Annotated in this window: 23 protein-coding genes and 3 pseudogenes; 4 read left to right on the forward strand and 22 right to left on the reverse strand. The window is 63.2% G+C overall.

Annotation, left to right across the window (positions count from 1 at the left end; all coding sequences use genetic code 11):
• Positions 1-18: 18 nt before the first annotated feature.
• The 9 genes from NHF48_RS00065 to NHF48_RS00105 all read right to left on the reverse strand — a co-directional run bounded on the left by NHF48_RS00065 (position 19) and on the right by NHF48_RS00105 (position 8323).
• Positions 19-1125 (reverse strand): serine hydrolase domain-containing protein, encoded by a 1107-nt coding sequence (locus NHF48_RS00065; protein ID WP_253069842.1) that lies wholly within the window; start codon positions 1123-1125, stop codon positions 19-21.
• On the reverse strand, positions 1122-1394 hold the full coding sequence (locus NHF48_RS00070) for a hypothetical protein (protein ID WP_253069843.1): 273 nt from the start codon (positions 1392-1394) through the stop codon (positions 1122-1124). The genes NHF48_RS00065 and NHF48_RS00070 overlap by 4 nt, the downstream gene beginning before the upstream one ends.
• Positions 1395-1466: 72 nt before the next feature.
• A complete protein-coding gene (locus NHF48_RS00075; RefSeq protein WP_253069844.1) occupies positions 1467-3080 on the reverse strand; it encodes a carboxylesterase/lipase family protein in 1614 nt (537 codons plus the stop codon).
• Between the two features lie 13 nt (positions 3081-3093).
• Entirely contained in the window at positions 3094-3846 is a 753-nt protein-coding gene (locus NHF48_RS00080; RefSeq protein WP_253069845.1) for an IclR family transcriptional regulator, read from the reverse strand.
• A gap of 18 nt (positions 3847-3864) precedes the next feature.
• Positions 3865-4191, reverse strand: coding sequence for a hypothetical protein (locus tag NHF48_RS00085; protein WP_253069846.1), 327 nt, complete (start codon positions 4189-4191; stop codon positions 3865-3867).
• Between the two features lie 40 nt (positions 4192-4231).
• A complete protein-coding gene (locus NHF48_RS00090; RefSeq protein WP_253069847.1) occupies positions 4232-5347 on the reverse strand; it encodes an MmgE/PrpD family protein in 1116 nt (371 codons plus the stop codon).
• Positions 5348-5356: 9 nt separating this feature from the next.
• Positions 5357-5944, reverse strand: coding sequence for a TonB-dependent receptor (locus NHF48_RS00095; protein WP_253069848.1), 588 nt, complete (start codon positions 5942-5944; stop codon positions 5357-5359).
• Complete coding sequence (locus NHF48_RS00100; protein ID WP_263816533.1) at positions 5874-6764, reverse strand: TonB-dependent receptor domain-containing protein; 891 nt, start codon at positions 6762-6764, stop codon at positions 5874-5876. Before NHF48_RS00100 ends, NHF48_RS00095 begins: the two co-directional genes overlap by 71 nt.
• Positions 6765-7318: 554 nt before the next feature.
• Positions 7319-8323, reverse strand: coding sequence for a TonB-dependent receptor plug domain-containing protein (locus NHF48_RS00105; RefSeq protein WP_253069850.1), 1005 nt, complete (start codon positions 8321-8323; stop codon positions 7319-7321).
• Positions 8324-8466: 143 nt separating this feature from the next.
• Between NHF48_RS00105 and NHF48_RS00110 the strand changes: the two genes are divergently transcribed.
• Positions 8467-8664, forward strand: a complete 198-nt coding sequence (locus NHF48_RS00110) for a hypothetical protein (protein WP_263816534.1) — start codon at positions 8467-8469, stop codon at positions 8662-8664.
• Between the two features lie 14 nt (positions 8665-8678).
• Here the strand turns inward: NHF48_RS00110 and NHF48_RS00115 are convergent.
• The 8 genes and pseudogenes from NHF48_RS00115 to NHF48_RS00145 form a co-directional block, all read right to left on the reverse strand.
• Positions 8679-9791, reverse strand: a pseudogene (locus tag NHF48_RS00115) (IS3 family transposase).
• Positions 9774-9914: pseudogene (locus NHF48_RS00120) on the reverse strand (hypothetical protein); the annotation flags it as partial. The pseudogenes NHF48_RS00115 and NHF48_RS00120, both read right to left, overlap by 18 nt.
• Positions 9915-10254: 340 nt before the next feature.
• A complete protein-coding gene (locus tag NHF48_RS24435) occupies positions 10255-10959 on the reverse strand; it encodes a trehalase family glycosidase (protein ID WP_342454525.1) in 705 nt (234 codons plus the stop codon).
• The gene (locus NHF48_RS24440; protein WP_342454526.1) at positions 10928-11827 is read right to left on the reverse strand and encodes a trehalase family glycosidase; all 900 of its coding nucleotides are present in this window, start codon (positions 11825-11827) and stop codon (positions 10928-10930) included. The genes NHF48_RS24435 and NHF48_RS24440 overlap by 32 nt, the downstream gene beginning before the upstream one ends.
• A gap of 69 nt (positions 11828-11896) precedes the next feature.
• Entirely contained in the window at positions 11897-14179 is a 2283-nt protein-coding gene (locus NHF48_RS00135) for a TonB-dependent receptor (RefSeq protein WP_342454527.1), read from the reverse strand.
• A 175-nt stretch (positions 14180-14354) separates the two neighbouring features.
• Positions 14355-14609, reverse strand: a pseudogene (locus NHF48_RS24445) (hypothetical protein); the annotation flags it as partial.
• 90 nt (positions 14610-14699) lie between these two features.
• The gene (locus tag NHF48_RS00140; protein WP_253069852.1) at positions 14700-15704 is read right to left on the reverse strand and encodes a FecR family protein; all 1005 of its coding nucleotides are present in this window, start codon (positions 15702-15704) and stop codon (positions 14700-14702) included.
• Complete coding sequence (locus tag NHF48_RS00145; RefSeq protein ID WP_253069853.1) at positions 15701-16243, reverse strand: RNA polymerase sigma factor; 543 nt, start codon at positions 16241-16243, stop codon at positions 15701-15703. Before NHF48_RS00145 ends, NHF48_RS00140 begins: the two co-directional genes overlap by 4 nt.
• Positions 16244-16777: 534 nt before the next feature.
• Here NHF48_RS00145 and NHF48_RS00150 point away from each other — a divergent pair.
• Positions 16778-16963, forward strand: coding sequence for a hypothetical protein (locus tag NHF48_RS00150; protein WP_253069854.1), 186 nt, complete (start codon positions 16778-16780; stop codon positions 16961-16963).
• Between the two features lie 83 nt (positions 16964-17046).
• On the opposite strand, the gene NHF48_RS00155 is transcribed toward NHF48_RS00150, so the two are convergent.
• The 4 genes from NHF48_RS00155 to NHF48_RS00170 are packed head-to-tail and all read right to left on the reverse strand — an operon-like array spanning position 17047 to position 18652.
• A complete protein-coding gene (locus NHF48_RS00155; RefSeq protein ID WP_253069855.1) occupies positions 17047-17337 on the reverse strand; it encodes a DUF1488 family protein in 291 nt (96 codons plus the stop codon).
• A gap of 5 nt (positions 17338-17342) precedes the next feature.
• A complete protein-coding gene (locus tag NHF48_RS00160; protein ID WP_253069856.1) occupies positions 17343-17630 on the reverse strand; it encodes a hypothetical protein in 288 nt (95 codons plus the stop codon).
• A 27-nt stretch (positions 17631-17657) separates the two neighbouring features.
• Positions 17658-18329, reverse strand: a complete 672-nt coding sequence (locus tag NHF48_RS00165; RefSeq protein ID WP_253069857.1) for an SOS response-associated peptidase — start codon at positions 18327-18329, stop codon at positions 17658-17660.
• Positions 18330-18382: 53 nt separating this feature from the next.
• Positions 18383-18652: an HU family DNA-binding protein gene (locus NHF48_RS00170; RefSeq protein ID WP_253069858.1), complete on the reverse strand. Its 270-nt coding sequence runs from the start codon at positions 18650-18652 to the stop codon at positions 18383-18385.
• A 41-nt stretch (positions 18653-18693) separates the two neighbouring features.
• Here NHF48_RS00170 and NHF48_RS00175 point away from each other — a divergent pair, with 41 nt between their 5' ends.
• Entirely contained in the window at positions 18694-18870 is a 177-nt protein-coding gene (locus NHF48_RS00175) for a hypothetical protein (protein ID WP_253069859.1), read from the forward strand.
• On the opposite strand, the gene NHF48_RS00180 is transcribed toward NHF48_RS00175, so the two are convergent.
• Positions 18867-19313: a hypothetical protein gene (locus tag NHF48_RS00180; RefSeq protein ID WP_253069860.1), complete on the reverse strand. Its 447-nt coding sequence runs from the start codon at positions 19311-19313 to the stop codon at positions 18867-18869. The genes NHF48_RS00175 and NHF48_RS00180 overlap by 4 nt on opposite strands.
• Before the next feature lie 194 nt (positions 19314-19507).
• Between NHF48_RS00180 and NHF48_RS00185 the strand changes: the two genes are divergently transcribed.
• Positions 19508-20269, forward strand: coding sequence for an ImuA family protein (locus NHF48_RS00185; RefSeq protein WP_253069861.1), 762 nt, complete (start codon positions 19508-19510; stop codon positions 20267-20269).
• Positions 20270-20285 lie beyond the last annotated feature (16 nt).

Raw genomic sequence — 20285 nt, forward strand, 5'->3', positions numbered from 1 at the left:
GAGCAACGGGTTCTGAGCCTAAACTAGCAGCGTCGACCCAAGTATTTCCCAGGCACGCTGCGCGCTTAATTGTTCCGCACCAAATCCCATCGTAGACACGATCAGGCGGCGTTCTGGAACAACGAAGCAGAACTGTCCGCGCGCGCCAGCGGCGAAATACATGGTGCGGGGCGCATGTGAAATCCGGCCGCTTGTGTTCAGCCACCACAAATAGCCATAGTCCGGATTGCGCGGCGAGGATCGGGTTGCGGCATCGACGAACGCCGTGTCTATCAACGGCCTGCCGTTCCAGCGACCACGATCAAGATAGAGTTGGCCGAGCCGCGCCATGTCGCGGCAGGCGATCAGCATCGAACCGCCGATACGGACGTCCCTGTTATGATCAACGCCCTCGGGCTGATAGTCGACATGGCGGCAGCCGAGGCGGTCTATCACGTCCCGCATCATGAAATCGTAGCTGGGCCTGCCGGTAGCGGCGCTAACGATCTCCGCCAGATGGTCGGCGGCAGCGCCGTCGTAGAAGAATGTTTGGCCGGGCAGGATGGAGACACCATAGCCCTCGGGAGCGCCGCGTTCTTCACTCTTGCGGACCGATCGATGATACTCGTCTGGCGTTCTAGGCGGCGTGGTATCAGTCAGCTTACGGGGCGGTTTGGAGCTTGGCTTGGTAACTAGCGATCCGCCCGAACTCATGGTCAATAGGTGGTGGATACGGGTGTCGGGGTGCAGCCCGGTACGCACGGCCGGCACATAGCGGCTGGCAAGATCGTCGATCGTGAGCTTGCCCATTATCGCCGCCCTCGCGACCATTGTCGCCCCCCACGATTTGCCCGAGGAAAACGACACGTTGCGCCACGCCGGGTCGGCCCGATGATAATCGTTCGTCCAATAGCGCTCGAACGCCAGCCGCCCGTCACGCACGATGACTAGACCCTGCCGCTCGCCGAGTGCGGCAAGCTGGTCCGCCGCAACGGCCAGTCTTACCGCATCCAACCCAACCTCTTCGGGCTGCGCGATCGGCCAGTCGTTTCCGATACTCGCGGGCAGCGCCCGGGCGGTCGCCGGGACTATTCCTGCCGATGCCAAGCCGACCAGAACAACCCGCCGGTTGAGATGTGTACTCACGATATTTTTCCTGCATGCCTGGTGTCGGTGACGGTGGTGCCGATCAGCACACCTGCCTTCGTCGTCACTTTGACCGTGCCAGGCAGATTGTCCGGCTGTCCGGTAAAGGACCTGGTCGGTGGCAGGGATGCGGCAATAAGTTCGACTTTCTTGGTCGCGGCTGCCCGTTGCTTGGAGATTATAAGGAACGTCGACTGCTGCGCGGCGGCGGGCGATGCCCAGGCCATAGCGCAGACGCTGCACACCAGTTTAAATTTTACCTTAACCATATTACCCTCTCCTGACGGCCACGTTCGCGGCTCGTTTGCGCGGCGTGGCGTGGCGGCGCTCCGGCAAATCAGCTACATCGAGCTACGGTATCGCCCGGTCTCTCCCTGTTGCGTACCGAGCGGAGACATGAAGACGCGCTCGGTGCCGTGCGGATCGGAAATAAGCTGACTGGGCACGTCGAAGACCATCGTCGCACGGCGATCGAGATCATAGGGGTCCCAGCGTGGTATAGCCGGGTTGTTGGGATTACCCGAGCGAGCGAATGCGATCCAGCTCTCCGACATAGCGTTCGCCATAGCCGCGGTGTCGGCCGATGGCGGCCCGACGAACAGTTTTCCGGCGGGCACGTTATCGAACACGAATGACAGATCGAGCGAGTGCGGAGAAAACCTTCCGCGCGTGCCGACCGGCGTCCGCCAGGCCAATTCGTACTTCCATGTCCGGCTAGCCGCCCCTTGCGCAGCGCGCGCCTCCGCCATGATGATCGTGTCGCCAGCATAGGCACGCCCGGTCGCGATCTTGAAGAAGAGTTCTGCCGGTGATGCCTGGGGTGAGATTTCGCGATAAACGTCGATTGCCTGTGCAGCCTTGGCGGCACCTACGACCCGCCCCACTGCAGCCGGGAGCGCAGCCTCCGTCATCTCATTCAGCCGCGGATCGGCCATGCCCATTTGCGCGGAGAGTTCTGTGCGGGTGTTGCCGAGCATCATCGGCTTGCCCACGCTGAGTCGAGGCGCGTTCGGAATCCAAGGCTGCTGGGTGAAGGTGATACCGTCCAGAACCGGCTCGAAACGGTAGCCGGCAGAACGGATCACGGCGCCCTGGGCGTCGACCAGCGCGGTCATCGGCACGTCTATCAGTTTCGATGCCGCGTTGGCGGCGATTCCCAATTGCTTCAGCAATGCATCGGTGAGTTGCCCCGCTTGATTGGGCGTTTGTACTAACAAGTGCGCCCCGCTTTGCACGACGCCGCGCGCAAACAGCGGAATGCTGGCCGGCGACGCGTAGCTCAGGCTGACTTTGCGCCCACCACCCGACTGGCCAAAAATCATGATGTTATCGGGGTCGCCACCAAATGCCGCAATATTTTGACGCACCCAGCGCATCGCCGCGACGAGATCCAAGAACCCGGCGTTACCCGATGTCGCGTAGCGACCACCGAGATGCTTGGCGAGATGGCAGTGGCCGAACACGTTGAGCCGGTGATTGATCGTCGCGACCACGACATCGCCACGGCGGGCCAGCGACGATCCATCATAGAGCGGCGACGAGCCGGAACCAGCTTCGAACCCTCCACCATGGAACCAGAGCAAGACTGGCCGCCGCCGGATGTCGAGCCGCGGTGTCCAGATATTGATACGCAGGCAATCTTCGCTCATCGGCCCGTCATCGGCGATCAAGGAGCGGGTCTGCGGCGCCTGATCACCATAGCTGGTCGCGTCGAATGTATCTCGCCAAGGGGTGAGGGGGCGAGGCGGTAGGAAACGGTTGGCACCGGCAGTGCTGGCGCCGTAACGCATACCCTTGAACACCAGCACGCCGTCGCGATCAATACCACGCACCAGTCCGCTAGCGGTCTGCGCCGTCGCCGCCGTCGCGGCCTGCGCCGATGCCACGCGCGGCATCAGCAGACTTGAGCCCAACCCGCTCATCACCGCCCTGCGCGACCAATCCTGCTCTAGCATCGTCTTCTCCCGTTCAGTTCATGATCTTGCCAGTCCCAAGCCGATCCGCCGCGCCGCGTCTGCGATCTGGGGGGCCGAGCTCGAGGCATTGTACTTCGCTGACGCGGTCGGTCGGCGCCGAGATCGAGATCGCGGCGGTCGGTTGCCCACGGGCATCCCGGATGGCGGCCCCGACGCCATTCTCGTTCGGCCAGTTTTCGCGAAAGCTGGTAGCAAAACCGCGCTCCTCGATAAGCGCGAGCTCGGCAAACAGGGCGGCAGGCTGCACCAAGGTTCGTCGGGTATTGCGGGTCAGCGGCTTATCGAGATAGTGCGTGACGTCCTCGACCGGCAGCAACGCAAGCATCGATTTGCCTAGCGAGGTAGCGTGTAGCGGCCCGCGCTGCCACAGCGGCCATGCATGCGCTATCGGGTTGGGTCCATCAAGGCGCTCGATCAGCGCCAGCGTGTCTCCTTCCCTGATCGCAAGATAGACCGATTCCCCCGTTCGCGTCCGGAGTTCTTCCATGATCGGAAAGGCGGCGCCGCGCAGCTTCGCGGTCGCGTGTTGCGCGCTGCCGACCGCCAGGCCCGCCTTGATTGTGATCGTCCAGTCGCCCCGCGCCTCCGCGTCCATGGCGATCCAGCCAGCGGCCTGCAGGGTCTGGAGCACGCGGTGCACCGTCGTCTTGGGTAGTTCGAGCTCGCGCGCGATCGCGCTGAGACCGACCGGTTGATCGTGGGCGATCACCTCCAACACGTTGAGGGCGGTCTGGACGGGGCGCATGTAGATCCTTTCTCTCGTTCAGCGCGTGACTAGCGCAACAAGAGGTCCGAGGCGCGGTTCATCGTCCAGCCCGGCGGTGCGGCGGACGATCTCGTCAGCAACCGTCCGCCCCAACACGGGCGCGATCAAATCACGCGCCTTGGTCTCGACATCGGCACGTGACATCGGATGGGACGGGAAGCCCCGCACCCACGGCACGAATTTCTCGAGCGGCGGCTGGCCACGACGCATGATCGTGACGCGAGCGGATTCGGTGCGGGGCTGTCCCTTGGCGACTTCCTGCGCGGGATCGTGGATGACGTCGACACGCCGCCGGAACGCGGCCACCGCCGCATCACCGTGCATGCGCTCAAGCGATTGCGCCGCGACGAAATCTAGCTTGCCATCAAGCGATGATGAGTGATGCCAGATAGGGCAAGTTGAGCGCCGGCATGTTGGCGTCGCGGAACGCCTGCCACCGCCCTGGCATGGCGATGACGATCCGCTCCACCTCGTTTGGATTCAGCTGTCGGCGAAGGTCGAGCAACGCTTCCACCGCCGGTTGGGTAGGACCGCCGGACGGGTAGCGCTTGAACGCGGATTCAGTCAGTTCGAACCGCCGCCCCAAATGCTCAATCAGGTACGCGCGGTCCGCCTCGCCGCCGGCGAACGCAGACGAGCGCAACCAGCCCCCCTCGATATCTAGGCAATCCGGCACGCCGGTGAAGCCTGCCTCGACCATCAGTGCTGCCTGCAGGCCGTTGCGCGCGCCCATCCCGGCGAAGACGAACGCTTTCTCGATATGGCGAACGTCGAGCATCCATTGCCACGATCCCGATGCCTGCTGCGCACAGTAGCTCAGGCAATGCGCAACCTTGTCTGCATCGAGGCCGATGAGCGAGGCGGCTGCCGCCGCGGTGCCGAACACCGGGCCGATCCCGTGATTGGCTAACCCGGCGCGCGACAGGTTGGCCGTACTGATGGTTTTGGGAATGCGGCCAGCCAATTCATACCCGGCGATCACGGCGTTGACCAAGCGCCGCCCATTTGAGCCGCGCTGCTGGCCTAGCAGCAGGGCGGCACTGACGATCGCCGGGCCAGGCTGGACGAACGCGGACGGGATGAAATCGTTGATCTCAGCGGCATGTGCGGTCATCGCGCTGGCGAATACTGCGTCGATCAGACTCGCGCGGTCCGTCGATCCCAATATCGGTATCCGTCCGCCGCCCTGTGCCGCAGCATATTGGCGTCCCAATCGCGACGCCTCCAACTCGCGACAGGCGACGGTTGACGCCAAAGTGTCCAGGATGTGCAGCTGGGCAAGCTCGCGGATCGGTGCCGGCACCGGCGCTGCGGGCGAGTCCGCGATATAGCGAGTGATGGCGGGCATCACCTTCACGTTTCCGCCAGGGGAGGAAACGAAAGCCTGTGCGCTTGCCTCGTCCGCCGGCATAGCAAACGCCGCGCCGGTGGCGAGCCCGCCAGCCAGTGCCGAACGTCGCGTGATCGAAATCGGGGACATGGTTCCTCCTTAGAAGCGCTGGCGCAGGCCGACGAAGAACCGCCGCTGCAGGATGTCATAGAGGCCGAGGTCGGTGGCACCGAAGCCGACCCATTTCGGCGGCTGGGTATCGAAGAGGTTCTGCACACCTACGCGCAGTTGCAGCCGATCGTTGATCCCGACGCGACCAACCAGATCGACATAGTCGATCGCCGCCGAGCCCGGGCGGCTTGGGTTGGATACCCCCACATCGGAATAGTGGCTCAGGCTGTCGTACCAGCGATACGTGCCGGTCAGCTCCACCGGACCGATCTTGTAGGTGGTCGACAGGTTCAATTTCCAGCGCGGAAAGGCCGTCGCGCCCGGGTCGATTTGCGCGTTGCCTATAGTCCCGGCATAATCGAGAAACGGTGCGTCGGCGAGGTTCTGGATCTTGTACTTGTCGAGATAAGAAAGGACGATGTTGACGCCAAGGTCGCCGGCGTTGCCCAGGCCGACATCGGCTAACTTGATGCCGTAATCGAACTGAAAGTCGATCCCCGACACCTCATACGCCGCGAGGTTTAATGTTGGCTGGAGCTGCAGCTCGATGCCGCCATTGACGTTGCGCGTGGTCAATTGGCAAAAAGAAATTGGTCGGATCATAAGTTGAATTAGATTGGCCATCGCCATTGAAGCAGCGTGACAGGCCGACCTGCGCGGTTATGCTGCCGATCGCATCGCGCACCTTGATGTCGTAGAAATCGACCGACGCGGACAAGCGGCGGAGCCACGGGGATTGCGACTTGCTCTGCCAAACCGCCCCTAAGGTGTAAGTGTCGGCCGTTTCTTCGCGCAGGCCGAGGTTGCCGGAGGCTTGCCCCGGTACGGAACTGCCGGCGAAGCGGAAGATGTCGACGACCGCGCCGGGTACGCCGGTCGCTAGGCACAATCCGCGAACCTGTGCCGCATTGGCGCTGGCGCCACGAAACGAACTGGTGATGTCGCAGGGGTCGCCACCACCAAGTGCAATCGAGCCGACGCCCGCCGATGCGCGCTCGGGCGGAGCGAAAAGCTCGCCTAGGCTCGGCGCACGGATAGCGCGCTGGTAACTGCCGCGAAGGCGTAACCCCTCCCCGACGGCCCAGTCAGCGCTGCCCTTGTAGGTGCTAACGCCGCCGATCGTGCTGTAATCTGAATAGCGATAAGCGACGTCAAGATTGAGTTCCTCGACAAGTGGAAGATCGTGCAACACTGGCACGAACAATTCGAGAAAGCCTTCCTTGACATTGTAATTGCCGCCCGTGCCATTGGTCGGCTGGACCGGATAGACTTCAGACCGCACACGCTGCTCGTCCGGGGCGTAGCCATAGCTTGGGCGCCGATAGCTTGCACCTGCGGCGAAGCGAACCTCGCCCGCTGGCAAGTTAAAAAAGACCGCCTTGGATCGATCCTTCAACGATCGCCTGCTTTAGGGTCGTACGCTCGCTCAGGTTGCGATTCAAATAGTCGTAGCAGGCTTCCTGCCCTGGTGTTACGTCGAGTGCCGCGACAGAGAACGGGTTGAACCCGCCCGGACAGATCGAGGCACCGCCATCGGCAGCCCCGACCAGTTTTTGGAAAGCTGCAATGTTGATAAACCCTGACGATCGTTCGCTGGTAACGGTGCGGCCGTAGGAGCCATAGATGTCCCAGCTCCATCCAAGCGACGAAACTTTGCCGCGCGCGCCGACCAGGAGCTCGCTGACTTCATTGTCAAACTCATAGTTGGTACGTCCGACACGGCTGGTGCTGAACGTGAAGTTAAGCGGCGCGTTAGGGTTCGGCCGCGACGCTGCGATGGCTCGCAGAGCCGCTGGAACGAATGGATTTGCTACTGGGATTGTTGCCAGCGGGGCGACTGAACCGGCCGAATAGCCGGGTCTGCTGTAACTCGATGAATATTGCGAATGGTTGAACTGAAAATAGGCTTCGATGTCGTCTGCGACTTCGTAACTGCCTTTTACAAACGCGTTATAGCGAGTGATGGGGGGTTTGAAGCGGGATGAACTCGCCTAACGGGAACCCGACACGGTCCTCAACGACGACATAGGGATCGCCGGCCGGATAGCGCAGGTTGAGGACTGGCGCAGCCGTGGTGAACAATGTCGCATCACTATTAACGCCAAACGCTGCATTTCGTGCAGGCGTTCCTGCCCCATAAGATGCGAATACGGCGTTCAACGCGGCCTGAGTCGGCAAGTTGGTGCCGCTTGCGGTGACTGCGCCGCCGATTAGGGCACTGGCGATACCAGAACCTTCGAAGAAGGGGCGTGACCCACGGGACGTACCGGAGCGATCGAAGTAGCCGATCGATGCGACGATGTTGCCGCGATCATTGGCAAAATTGCCACCCATCGTGGCGGACAGGGATAGGCCTTCGGAGTCATTGCGTTCGGTTATGCCATACTGCGCGTCCAGTTCGAGTCCGGTGAAGCGGCGGCGCAGCTTCACATTCACCACGCCGGCTATCGCGTCCGAGCCGTAGACCGCCGAGGCGCCACCAGTGATGACTTCGATATTTTCGATCAACGCGGGGGCGATAGTATTAAGGTCTACCGCGCCGAGAGAATCGGACGGTTGCGTCCGCCGTCCATCGACAAGAACCAAGGTTCGTTGAATTCCCAAGCCACGCAGGTTGGCATTCGCGCGTCCCTGCCGTGCCGGGCTTGATCCGCTATTGGCGTTACTGGCAGCAAACTGCGGCAATTGATTGAGCGTGGCATCAAGCGTTGCGGGACCGCGCGCAGCCACGGCTTCCGCGCCGATCGTGACAATGGGGCTTTCCGCGATATAGTCGGGCCGCGAGATGCGCGATCCAGTGACGACGATGTCAGCGCCCTTTTCGGGTTGGTCCGTCGCGGCCTCGATTAAGCTGCCCGGTGCCGTGGCAGAAGTGGACTGCGCATCTTGAGCGAATACTTCTGACGCTGTCGCCAGCACGAGCACAGACGCACTAAGCCGGAAAATTTCCCGCATCACACCTCTCCTGACTTGTTCCGTCTAGCGGAACGTTGGCCCGCATAATGGACGAGTTGTATTGGGAGTCAATCTTTGTTCGCGTTGTCCCGTTGCGCGCGACTTGACCGGCCCTGCAATCGTCGCGGGACGTCTCGACCGCGATGTGCGAGGAGCTGAGGTCGATCGTGAAGGCGTTGTTGTCGGGTAACAGATCGAAATGCGGAACGATCGAAGAAGCGGGCAACGCCAATGCCGCCCTCGCGCGCGCCGATCTTCCTGATCATGATCGAGAAGATGATCTTGTTATCTTCCTGCAAGTCCGCAGCCTTTCGGCGATAGCGGCGGTTTTGGCGTTCTGACCTGCTCCCCGTTTTCAGGCCGCTGATAACTTAGCTTCGGTTTCCATATGCCCCTGGCGGGGGCGGTTCGTAAACTCGGCGGGAGCCATCCCGCCAAGACTGCTGTGCGGACGCACGGTGTTGTAGTCCGTCCGCCATGCCTCGATGATCCGTCTCGCCGCAGCCAGCGAGGGGAACAGGTGTTCGTTCAGACACTCGTCGCGCAAGCGACCATTGAACGATTCCACAAAGCCATTCTGCTGCGGCTTTCCCGGGGCGATGTAGTGCCACTCGACCCCGGTGTCCTGACACCAGGCGAGGACGGCATGACTGGTCAGCTCGGTGCCCCCCTTCGGCTTCGCTCAGGACAGGATTGTCGCTGACTACCATGCACGGCAGCCCGTGACGCTCGGCGATGGCGCTCAGCTCGCGAACGACCCGCCGACCCCACAGCGAGGTGTCGACGATGCAAGCCAGGCATTCCCGGCTGTAGTCGTCGATGACATTGAGCATACGGAACCGCCGGCCGCAGGCCAACGAGTCCGATACGAAGTCGAGCGACCAGCGCTGGTTGGGTTCTTGCGGGATCGCCATCGGCGCCCGCGTGCCCAGCGCGCGCTTGCGGCCACCACGCTTGCGTACCGTCAGTCGCTCCTCGCGATACAGCCGATACACCTTCTTCAGGTTCATGCCTTTCCCCTCGCGCCTGAGCCGGATCGCCAGCCGCCGGTAGCCGAACCGACGACGCTCGTTCGCGATCTCGCGCATCCGTACGGGGACAGCATCGTCCTGCCCGCGAAGCGGCTCATATTGCCATGCCGACCGGTTGACCCCGATTAGCCTGCAGGCACGACGCTCGGAGAAGCCGTGGTCGGCCATCAGCTTCTCCCCCGCAGCGTAGCGCTCTCCAGACCGGGTCAGTTTTTTCCCAGCAGATCCTTCAGCGCCGACACGTCGAGCAGCGACTCTGCCAGCAGCTTCTTCAGCCGGCGGTTCTCGTCCTCGAGCGCCCGCAACCGAGCCGCATCCGACACGGTCATTCCGCCGTCGGCCAGTTCCACGCCGTAAGCGTTGGTCACATCGACGATCGTCTTGCCGTGCCAGCCGGGAAGCGCCTTCGCGACATCCGCGTGCGCCTCGAACCGCACGGCGAGGAAGATGACGTCGGCCTTGATCGCTTCGGCCAGAGTCGTGGGAATGACGCGGGGGGCCGATCGCAGCAGCATCCGCTGCATAGCTTTCCAGGTCGCGCGTGGTTGCGACCGATACATCGACGCCGCTTCGGACGAAGGCTTTCGCGAGCGCCTGGCTGCTGCGTCGGCACGCGGCAGGACTTGGCATTGATGACGGCGAACTAAGGAGGCAAAGCGGTCTAGACCGGTGACACATACGGCATACGATCCCGGAGCCGTCGATACCCCCGTTCGGCCGCGATGAACGGGCGTCCGTAGTTGAGAAGCAGGGGGAGGGGCGGGAATGGCCGGTTATGGGTCTTAAGACATTCGCCGCAGATTTTGTCGGGAACGCGAACAACTATGTATGAGATGAGCTCGCTGATCACCGATCGGACATAAACTGGCGTTTATTCCACGTCGCTGTGCAGAGTATGATTCAATGCAGCGCTAGCTCAGGATAGCGGTCGAGGATCGCGCTCGCGACGCCGTTGGTCCAGCCGAAGCCGTCCTGCACGGGATATTCGCCACCGCCGCCGGGCGTACGCTGCTCGATGTTATATTTTTCGAGCATCTTGCCCGTCTCGGCATAGGCCGCACCGACCGTGCCGATCCAGCGACGCGCAATGTCCTTCGCCAGCGCCGGCTCGCCATTCGCCTCCAGCCCGGCGATCGCGACCCATTGCAGCGGCGCCCAGCCATTGGGTTCGTCCCATTGCTGCCCGGTGTTCAGCGTCGTGGTCCGCAAGCCACCCTCGGCCAACAGCGATTTGCGCACCGTCGCGGCGACCGCCTGCGCCTGCGCAGGCGAGGCGAGGCCGACGAACAGCGGGTGCAGCATCGCCGCGTTGATGCTCGTGGTGGGCTTGCGCGTCGACAGGTCCCAGTCGGCGTACCGCGCGTTCGTCGCCTGCCAGAGATAGCGGTCGATCGCCGTCTTGCGCTTGGCTGCGAGGGTCGTGAACGCGGTCGCGCAAGGCGCGTCGTCAGCCTTACGACAGCGTTCGGCGATGCGACGCTCCATCGCCCATAACAGGCTGTTGAGATCGACGGGTACGATGTCGGTGGTGTGGACCGTCGCAAGCGACTGCGGGTCGCGGAGCCAGCGCGAACTAAAATCCCATCCGCTCTCCGCCCCCCGCACGCAGGTTGCGTTGCGTGTCGGCCGCAGGGCGGGGCGCCGCCTTCGCCGCGGTCTCGACGTCCTCGGCATAGGATTCGTCGCGAGGCGTATCGCGGTCGTCGTAATAGCGGTTGAGCACGCTGCCGTCGGGCATCCGCACCACGCGCAGGCAGGCGGGCTTGCCGGCAATACAGGCCTCGCCCTTCATCCAGAACGCGTGCTCGGTCCGCAGCGCCGCCAGCCGACGCTTGGCCACCGCCGGATCGGTGTTGGTCGAAAGGTCGAGCATCAGCGCATAATAGGGCGGCTGCGAACGGCTAAGGTAATAGGTCCGCGTCCCGTTCGGGATGTGGCCGTACCGCTCGATCAGGCTCGTGAAATCCTCGAGCATCGACTCGACCAGCGGCTGCTGGCCATCGACCTTCAGCCCGAGCATCGTGAAATAGCTGTCCCAGTAATAGATCTCGCGGAAGCGCCCGCCCGGCACGACATAGGGGGCAGGGAGCGGCAGCGCGGAGCTGCCCGCCACCGGGACGACCGGCTGGCGCACGAGTTGCGGCCAGAGCGTCCGGACATGCGTCCTGAGATCGCCCGAGCCCCGATCGTTCTCGCCCGGCACGACGAAATTGGCGAGCACGAACGCTTTCAGGGCCGGGCCTGCAGGCTTGGTCCGCGCATAGTCGGCCATGATCGCCTCGGCAGCGCGCTTCGGCACCGCGTCGACGAACGTCTTGCCGTCGGCGAACACATGACCCTGCTGCACGGCCTGGAACAGTGGTCCGTACACGTCCATCGGCGATCGGATCGCGGTGGTGGAAACGGGCGCGGTTTGCGCAGGCGCCATCGCGGCGACCGAGGCCAACGCGGCAAAACGGCTCACGGTCTTCATCACGTCGCGATCATCCCGGCAGAGCGATCGATCCCGCCGATGTGGCGGGACCGATCGTTGAAACGTCTATCAGACCTTGTCGGCGTTGTTCAGAACTTGAACGCGGCGCCAAACCGGATCGAACGACCGATGATCGGCCGGGCGAGGATCGTACCGCTGCCCTGCGATCCGAGCGTACGCGGATTGCCCTCGGTCAGCCCGATCTCGTCGGTCAGATTGTCGCCGATCACCTGGAACTGGATCTGCGGGGTCAGGTCCAGCGTGGCACCTGCATCGAGCTTGTAATAGCCCGGCAGGACCTGCGCGTTCTGGACGTCGGAGAACCGGTCGCCGACATAGCCGATCGTCGCATACACGCCGGCCTTCGTGTCGCCGCCGAATTCCAGGTCGTAGGCGGGGGGTGACGCGCCACTGCCATTTCGGCTGGCGCTGCACCCGGTTGCCGGTCAGATCGGTGCGGCCGCCATCGGTGAAGAAGTCGCGGTATTTCGCGTCGAGATAGGTCGCCGAGCCGCTGAGCGTGAAGCCGCCGAAGGGCCGCAACTGCCCTTCCAGCTCGCCGCCGGTCGCCTTGGCACCACCGATCGACGCGATCGGTGCGCCGCTGGTGATGACCGTCGTCGCGAGCCCGTCGAAGGTGTTGTGGAACACCGTCGCGTACAGGTTGGCGATCCCGGTCGAGACCTTCACGCCGCCCTCATAGCTGTCGACCTGCGGCGCGACGTCGATGCCGTCGCGCAGATTGTCGAAGAACGGGAAGCTGTTGCCGCGGCTGTAGCGGACGAACGCGCCGATCTCGCGCGTGAGATCGTAATTGACGCCGCCGGTCCACGACCAGGCGTCGCCGCGATAGCGGATCGTGCGGAAGGTGCCGTTCAACTGCGCGTCGCCATTGTCGTACAGCGTCAGCGGATTGCCGTCCGCGCCCGCCGCCGGCACCGTGCCGGCCAGGTTCTCGAGCGTGCCGTCGACCGAGTGGTGCTGATAGCGGACGCCGCCATCGACACGCAGCTTGTCGGTGACCTGCAGTTCGTCGACCGCATAGCCGGCGACGTCCTCGCCGGTGTAGCGCGCGTTGACCTTGAACGTCGAACCGCCCGAAAAGCCGTCGCGTGTGACGATCCGGCCGTCCGCCAGCGTCAGGTTGAGCCGGCGCGCATTGGGTTCGGCGGTGAGCAGCATGCTGTTGCCGAGGTTCCACCGGTCGCGCGATTTGTAGCGTGTGTAATAGACGCCGCCGGTCAGAGTGTTGCTGCCCGACTTCCACTCCAGCGCGAAATCGTTGACGAACGCTTGGATGTGCTTCTCGACGCTCCAGAGCCCGGCCTCGACTACCGCCTGGTTGGGTGAGGCCGCGGCACCGCCGGTCGCGAAGGTGAGCGACCCGATCGTTCCGCCCCGACCGGCGGCATAGGCGGCGGCGGTGATCGGCGGGGTGCCGCCGGGGACGAGACCGATCGTATCGGCGTCGCCCTCCATCCAGCTGCCGCGATCGCGCACCGTGATCCCGCTGCCGAGTTCATAGTCGAAATTGCCGCCGAGATTGTAGATCTTCGCGCTGCGTCCATCGGCCAGGTCGACCCGGCTGCCGTCGTTGCGCACGCCGATCCGCGTGTCGCGACCGACCAACGTCCCGGTGCCGGCATCGAACCCGGCATATTCGCGGATCTTGTCGCCGTCCTGCACCACCGGGATCGGCAGCAGCCATTGGCCGCGATCGTCGAGATAGCGACCGAACAGCAGAATCGAGCCCTTGTCGAAATCGTGCCGGATGTTGCCGGTAATCTGGCCGCCACGTTCTGCCTCGAACTGTGCGTCGCGAATCCCGCGCGAGGTCGAGTAATAGCCACCAAGCATGTAGGTCGTGCTATCGTCGATGGGGCCGGAGACGTAGCTGTCGACGCGGAACTCGCCGAAATCGGTACCGCTGAGCTTCAGCAGTCCGGCGGGCGTCTGCTTGCCTTCACGCTGGACGAGGTTGACGGTTAGTCCCGGCTGGCCGTTCGAAAACAACGCGCCGGTGCCGCCACGTACCGCCTCGACCCGCTGGATCGTCTCGTCGATCCGGATCAGCTGCGTGTTTTCCAGGAACGACAGCGTTGGCGGCGGGAAGAATGGCACGCCTTCGGTCTGGAAGGTGACGTATTCCGCATCGCCACCCGACGGATAGCCACGCACGAAGATGTTGGCGCCGGTCTTGCCGCCCGAACTCTCGGTGCTGACGCCGGGAACCGCACGCAGCACTTCGGCGGTGCTGGCGGTGCCCAGTCGTTGTGCCATCGTGCTGTCGATCGTGGTGACCGCAAACGCCGCATCCTGTCGCCGGGTGCCGGCGCCTGCGGTACCGATCACGACGATGTCCGCGGCGGGTTCCTCGGGGGGCGGCCTGCGTCGCGGTCGGATCCTGCTGGGGCGCAACAGGCGGTGTGGCCGTGACGGTACCGGTCGACTGCTCCTCGGCGTCGACGATCAGGTACGCGCCGCTCGGCGTCAGCTTGTGGCCGAGGCCCGAGCCCTTGAGGATCGTCGTCAAGGCATCGCCGACTTCCATTCGGCCCGTAACCGCGCGCGCAGTCTTGCCGCGGACCAGCGTGGGCGAGAACAGGATCTGCTTGCCGCTCTGGCGGGAAAAGGCGAGCAACGCGGTGCTCATGTCCTGTCGGGCGATCCGGACGCCGACCGCGGCCTGCGCAGTCACGCCGATCGGAATGCCGCCGGCGCCGAGCGCCAGTGCGGTCATCATCATGCCGCGCAACAGCACGGTCCTGCCTGTGGATGTCATGCAACCCTCCCTGTGTGTGCGATCCCTCTGCCGGGGTCGATCCGAGGATAAAGACGCAAGGTTCCGAAAACCCCGAACCCTCGTCCGAAATTATTTTCTCGTGGCGATCGTGATACCGTCGGCGCGGCGCGCGACGGTTACGGGGAAGCCCATTTGCAGCGCATCGAGGAACGGCTGGACCTCGCCGGTGCGGAACGATCCGCTGATCCGGACATCGCCGGCCTTGGTATCGGCGAGCGCGATCCGCGGCGTGCCATAGCGGTTCATTTCGGCGATCGCGTGACGCAGCGTCGTGTCCTCGAACACGAGCCGTCCCTCGCTCCAGCTCGACAATGCCAAGGCGATGCCCGGCACATGACGCAGCGAGACGCTGCCTGCGGCGGCCGTCAGGACGTCGTCGGGCACCATCGCAACCGGCTTCGCGTGCCCGCCCTTCGCAGCGACGCTGACCAACCCCTCGACGAGCGCGACCTGCACCGCACCGGGGTCGAGCCGGATGTCGAACGCGGTGCCGTGCGCCGTCACCGATTGCGACCCCGCGGTGACGACGAACGGACGCGGCTGATGCTTGGCGACCTCGAACAGTGCCTGGCCGCGTTCGAGCACCAGTCGACGCTCGGCATCGTTATACGCGACCCGCACGCGACTGTCGGTATCGAGCGTCAACCGCGATCCATCCGTCAGCGTCACCATCAGCCGTTGCCCGGTCGCGGTGCGATATACGGGCGCGTCTGCGATCTGCGTTGCCGGTCTGGTTGTCGTCGCATCGTCGGCGAAGCGTAACCAGGCGATCGGCGCGACGACCGCGGCACAGGCCGCGGCGGCCAGCATCCACGGCGCAGTGCGGCGCGGTTCGCGCGCGAGTGCGATGCGCGCCACCGCGGCATGACGCAGCGCTAGCATATCGGGATGATCCGCGAGCGCGGCGCTCATCGTACGCGCCTCGGCAACCGCCGCGAACGCTGAGGCATGGCCGGCGCGCGACTGCCAATCTTCGAACTGCAAGCGCGTGGCGTCGCTGCGATCGCTCTCGAGACGCTCGGCCCATTCGGCGGCCTTAATCATCGCCGGATCGCGCTGGTGCGGCACGATCACGGTCGCCAGTCCTTCAGACGCTCGGCGACATGCGCGAGCGCGCGCGCCTGATGCTTCTCGGCCGCGCGCGTCGAGATGGCGAGGGCATGTGCGACGTCGGCCATCTTCAGTCCCTCCAGCATCCTCAGCACGAAGACGTCGCGCGTGCGCTCGGGCAGTTCGGCAAGCGCCTGCCGCAACGCGATCGCGACCTGCGTGCTTGCCAAGACGCGGTCGGGCGCAAAATCCGAACCTTCGAGTGAAAAATCGTCGATCGGGTCGGACAGCCCGGCGCCACGGACCTGGTCGCGGCGCGCCTGATCCTTCAGCACATTGGCGGCGGTGACGAAGATGAAGCTGTCACGCTGGCGGATATCGTTCGGGTCGGTCAGCCGGCTGAGTCGCAGGAACACCTCCTGGACGAGGTCGGGAACGTCGTGCTGCGCCGAGACGCGACGGTTGAAATAGCGGCTTAGCGGCCGGCTATACGCATCAACGAGCGTTCGCAGGATCGTCGTCCTGTCGACCGGCTCCGGCGCGCGTTGTCCCTCCGACCCCATGAGCGCTGTCTAGAGCGCCAGCACTCGCCGTCAATCGTCTCGCGACGGGCATGATTGTGAGGAGGTTCCCGCGAAGTGCAGCCGCTTTGTTGATCGGGAAATCCGACATAGTATGGCCATTACGACCGGTTTGCTTGAGCTTGTCATGCTCGGGCCCGTTGCCCGGGATCGCGACGTTGCGTCCATGATGGAAATCGAGCTGCACCTGGCTGCGTGCAAGGGGCAAGCTGATCTTCTAAAAGCTCACGATGGAGATCGTGCTGACTGGCGGACGATAATTCGAAACATTCGAATCAGGAGTGCTCTCAGTCGATGGCGCACGAAGCTGAACGGGCGTCGGAAGTTGGGAAGTGGAAGACGTCTGACGAATGTCCGGAACTGGGTCCATTCGACTATCGGTCCTCTGACGCTACGCCATCATCGAATTCGTCAGGAGCGGTAACGCGAGCGCTTGCGGGCGGGTGTCGGGTATCGTCCGCCGGTTCGCAACCGAGCGGTTTCTTGGATCGTTCGGTGTGGTGAAGGAGAGCAAGCATGATGACGACCCCGAAATCGGAAGACCCTGGTTTTGAAACCGACGTCAATGAACTTCCGGACGACAACAAAGGGCCGGAAGATACCTTAGAGGATAAGTCAATCGCTGACGAAAAAAAGCCAAGCGATCTTGAGGAAGCGCAAAAGGAAGGCGCGGAAGAGCGAGAAGAAGGCGGCTTATATTAAAAAAAGCGTGTAGCCGACGTAGGCCCGGAGCGTTAGCCGCCCCGGGCCAATAGCCCACTCGGATCGCAACCGTGCTTTTAACGCTAAAGCGCTACATCTGCAGTCGTCAGCAGGATTGGTGGCTCACCACCGAGGCGTTTCACAAATTCGCGCTGGGCGATGCGATGAATGTCGTTTTCAAACTCGATGAAGACCTCGACCGCAGTTTCCGGGTCAATTCCTTCCAGCTCCGGGTTCAGCATCTCGGCCAATGCTTCGCTGGTGATCAGAAACTCAACGGGGCCAAAGTCGGTCGCGCCGGTGAAGCCGATGCTGTCACGCTCTGCCACCCAATATCCATCACCGCGCTCGAACCGGACGCTGGATTTCGCCATAGCTATTACTCCTTTTTGCTTGGGATGGGTGGCAGGTGCTCGGCAATTACTGAGATAGCTTCGCCAGTGAACGTCGTACTGGAAACCCCTACGATCTGAACGGGATGATCCGTGGTCAAGGTAGCCGTGTCTCTATGTTCAGTATCCAGCCTGACCCAATCCCGCACCGCGCGCTCGAGGTTCGTCACTTCGGCGATATCGGTGTCTCCGCGGGGTACGTTTTCCAACGACGCGCTCATTCGCCAGTTGATATCCGGGGTCTTGGCGCTTTCGCCCCATGTCGCTTCTGTCATTGTCAGTCACCTTTCGGAGTTCAACGGCTAGAATAGCACACACGATCGGACATCCTTCGCGTACTCCGATGCCATGCCCTCAACGCGCATCAACTGCGATGGGTAGGGCGCGACCGTGTCCTTCAGTTCGTCCCAGGGCGCTGTCAGCCAACGATCGTAATCGTCGTCGTGTAGGATGACCGGCATGGCCTTGGGGTGGACGGGCGCCACGATCGCGTTCGGCTCGGTGGTCAAGAAGCCATAGGCGTTGTCGCGTTCGGTCGGTCGCCAGATGCCTGCAAACGCAAAGATTGGACGGCTTGGCACGTCAAACCAGTGAAGGGGCTTCTTGCCGTCTTCGCCGGGTGCCAACCCGTATTCGGAAAAAGCGGTGACCGGAACGAGACAGCGTCGCGCAGGCGTCATCAACATCGAGCGCCAGAAGCTCGAGTTCAGGTTGCGCACGTTCGTCACGTACTTGGTGAGCTTAACCGCGGGGTCGCGCGCGCTGGGCACCTGCGTCGGTACGCCCCATTCCATCCGCTCGAGTTTACGCTCACCGCCGTCCTGTACGATCACCTTGCCGTAGAACGGCGTCTTTTTTCCGGTCGGAAAGATGTCACCGACGGGGTATTCCTCGTCCCTCTCATAAGGAGGCCGGATACCGAAGGTGACCGCAAGGTCAGCTTCCTTCGCCGTCATACGATACCGGTTGCACACGAAGCGTATTCCTAGGGTTGGCGCCGACGAGATCACTCGCCGGCGCACGCGTCTTACATCTTGTCTTTCAGCCCCTTGGCGGCCGTGAACGCAACCTTCTTGGAAGCGGCGATCGTGATCGCCTCGCCGGTACCGGGGTTGCGGCCTTCGCGCTCCGGACGATCCTTGACGGTGAACTTGCCGAACCCTGGAATCGAAACCTCTTCACCCTTCACGGCTGCGGCCGCGATCTGGTCGAATACGGCGGTGATCGCCTTCTTCGAATCGGCTTCGTTCGAACCGGTCGCCTCAGCGACGCCCTTGGCCAGGTCACTTACGTTCATGCTATTCGTTCTCCAATGAAAAGACCGGCGGGACCTTAGCCATGGCGAACGACGAGACAAAGACCGGACTGGATGACGCGAGCGTTACGGCGTTTCGCCTCACGCTGGACAAGCTCGCGGATCATGACGTCGCCGAAATCTTTGAGGCGGCCGCAGGGCGGGGGCCGATCGCACATTTGGTGCCCAAGGCAATGCAAGCCCGAAACATCGATCTCTAACGGCCAGCGATTCGCTCGCGCGTGACGCGAGGATCCTCGTAAAGATCGCGGATCGCACGAAGCCGAAAGACATTCCACCAGCGCTGCCAGCGATGCTCCGCTGCATCGTGGATCATATGGCAGCGCTGACATAGCGCCTTGAGGTTCGAAGAGGCGCTGTTGCCCGGATCATGATCGAGGTGCGCGCAGGCTAGGACGACATAGGTCACCCGGACCGACGCGAGGACGAACCCGGCTTTCATCGAAATACGCTTGCCCCGGTCCGACCGCCAGCACCGGACATCGGCATCCCACCAGCGTCCGTCGCCGAGATGGACCACACGGCGCAGGTGAGGCCTGCTGCATCCTTCGCACCGAGCACCCGCACGATCGAACCGGACCGTCTGCGACAGCTGCTGCCAGTCGATTGGGTAGAGCCAGCGGTTCTCGGGGCGGATCGGCATGACGATTCTATGAGTCAGCCGCGTTCAGAACGAAAGCGAATTCGTTCCGTCCTGTTTACGTTTCGTTGCGTAACCGTTCCGTACGGCGGTGAGCCGTGGTCAAGAGCAAACAGTCTGAACTGCGGGACATAAACCCAGTTGACCAACGCCATCTGGTAACGGAACATAAAGGGAACAGGTAGAGTCTAGACATCATGATCACCGCCCTCGAGTCCCTGCCGACAACCATCGCCCACCTGCGAACAATCGCAACGCCGGTGGTGGATCACCGCATCATGCCGTTCGGTATCCCTGCGCTCGACGATCGCCTCGCAAGCAGGGGCCTTCGCGCTGGAGCACTGCACGAGGTCGCCGCACAAAGCTGTTCGATGGTCGACGATGCCGCAGCAACGCTGTTCCTCACAGGCATCGCCGCGCGAGAAGCGGTGCATACAGGCGGACCGGTGCTGTGGGTGAGCTGTCGCAACGATCTCTATGCGCCTGGTCTTGAGCAGGCGGGGCTATCGCCTGCCGACTTAATCCATGCACAACCCCGTGACGATGCAGCCTTGCTGGCCGTCGTCGAAGACGCGGTGCGCGATGGAACGCCGTCAGCGGTGATCGCCGAGGTGAGCCGCATGTCGATGGTGGCGACCCGGCGCCTGCAACTGGTGGCGGCTGACGCCGACATTCCCGTACTCATCCTGCGACGCAGACGTAATCGCGACCAGGATCCGCTCGCCGAGCCGTCCGCGGCCTGGACGCGCTGGCGGATCGCCAGTGCGTCGTCCGAGCGCCTCGGTATTGCCGGCGTCGGCCGATCGCGGTGGCAGGTACAGGTCGCACGGCAGCGTGGCGGCGAAGCATTTTCGATGATTTTGGAGGGCTGCGATGAGACGGGTTGTCTCGCTGTTCCTGCCGCACTTGGCCATCGAACGGCTGAGACGGCTGGACCGGCACGCTACGCGGTCGCCTGAGCGGCCAGCCCTTCAG

Source organism: Sphingomonas sp. H160509, from assembly GCF_024124765.2.
In the GTDB taxonomy this organism is placed as follows: Bacteria; Pseudomonadota; Alphaproteobacteria; order Sphingomonadales; family Sphingomonadaceae; genus Sphingomonas.

What these genes read in the sequence shown, in the direction of transcription:
- NHF48_RS00105 (WP_253069850.1), bottom strand. Translation starts at nt 8,323, where the DNA reads ATGCGGGAAATTTTCCGGCTTAGTGCGTCTGTGCTCGTGCTGGCGACA.
- NHF48_RS00070 (WP_253069843.1), bottom strand. Translation starts at nt 1,394, where the DNA reads ATGGTTAAGGTAAAATTTAAACTGGTGTGCAGCGTCTGCGCTATGGCC.
- NHF48_RS00090 (WP_253069847.1), bottom strand. Translation starts at nt 5,347, where the DNA reads ATGTCCCCGATTTCGATCACGCGACGTTCGGCACTGGCTGGCGGGCTC.
- NHF48_RS00185 (WP_253069861.1), top strand. Translation starts at nt 19,508, where the DNA reads ATGATCACCGCCCTCGAGTCCCTGCCGACAACCATCGCCCACCTGCGA.
- NHF48_RS00180 (WP_253069860.1), bottom strand. Translation starts at nt 19,313, where the DNA reads ATGCCGATCCGCCCCGAGAACCGCTGGCTCTACCCAATCGACTGGCAG.
- NHF48_RS24440 (WP_342454526.1), bottom strand. Translation starts at nt 11,827, where the DNA reads ATGAAGACCGTGAGCCGTTTTGCCGCGTTGGCCTCGGTCGCCGCGATG.
- NHF48_RS00075 (WP_253069844.1), bottom strand. Translation starts at nt 3,080, where the DNA reads ATGCTAGAGCAGGATTGGTCGCGCAGGGCGGTGATGAGCGGGTTGGGC.
- NHF48_RS00175 (WP_253069859.1), top strand. Translation starts at nt 18,694, where the DNA reads ATGGCGAACGACGAGACAAAGACCGGACTGGATGACGCGAGCGTTACG.
- NHF48_RS00170 (WP_253069858.1), bottom strand. Translation starts at nt 18,652, where the DNA reads ATGAACGTAAGTGACCTGGCCAAGGGCGTCGCTGAGGCGACCGGTTCG.
- NHF48_RS00160 (WP_253069856.1), bottom strand. Translation starts at nt 17,630, where the DNA reads ATGACAGAAGCGACATGGGGCGAAAGCGCCAAGACCCCGGATATCAAC.
- NHF48_RS00080 (WP_253069845.1), bottom strand. Translation starts at nt 3,846, where the DNA reads ATGCGCCCCGTCCAGACCGCCCTCAACGTGTTGGAGGTGATCGCCCAC.
- NHF48_RS00085 (WP_253069846.1), bottom strand. Translation starts at nt 4,191, where the DNA reads ATGCACGGTGATGCGGCGGTGGCCGCGTTCCGGCGGCGTGTCGACGTC.
- NHF48_RS00150 (WP_253069854.1), top strand. Translation starts at nt 16,778, where the DNA reads ATGATGACGACCCCGAAATCGGAAGACCCTGGTTTTGAAACCGACGTC.
- NHF48_RS00110 (WP_263816534.1), top strand. Translation starts at nt 8,467, where the DNA reads ATGTGCGAGGAGCTGAGGTCGATCGTGAAGGCGTTGTTGTCGGGTAAC.
- NHF48_RS00155 (WP_253069855.1), bottom strand. Translation starts at nt 17,337, where the DNA reads ATGGCGAAATCCAGCGTCCGGTTCGAGCGCGGTGATGGATATTGGGTG.
- NHF48_RS00145 (WP_253069853.1), bottom strand. Translation starts at nt 16,243, where the DNA reads ATGGGGTCGGAGGGACAACGCGCGCCGGAGCCGGTCGACAGGACGACG.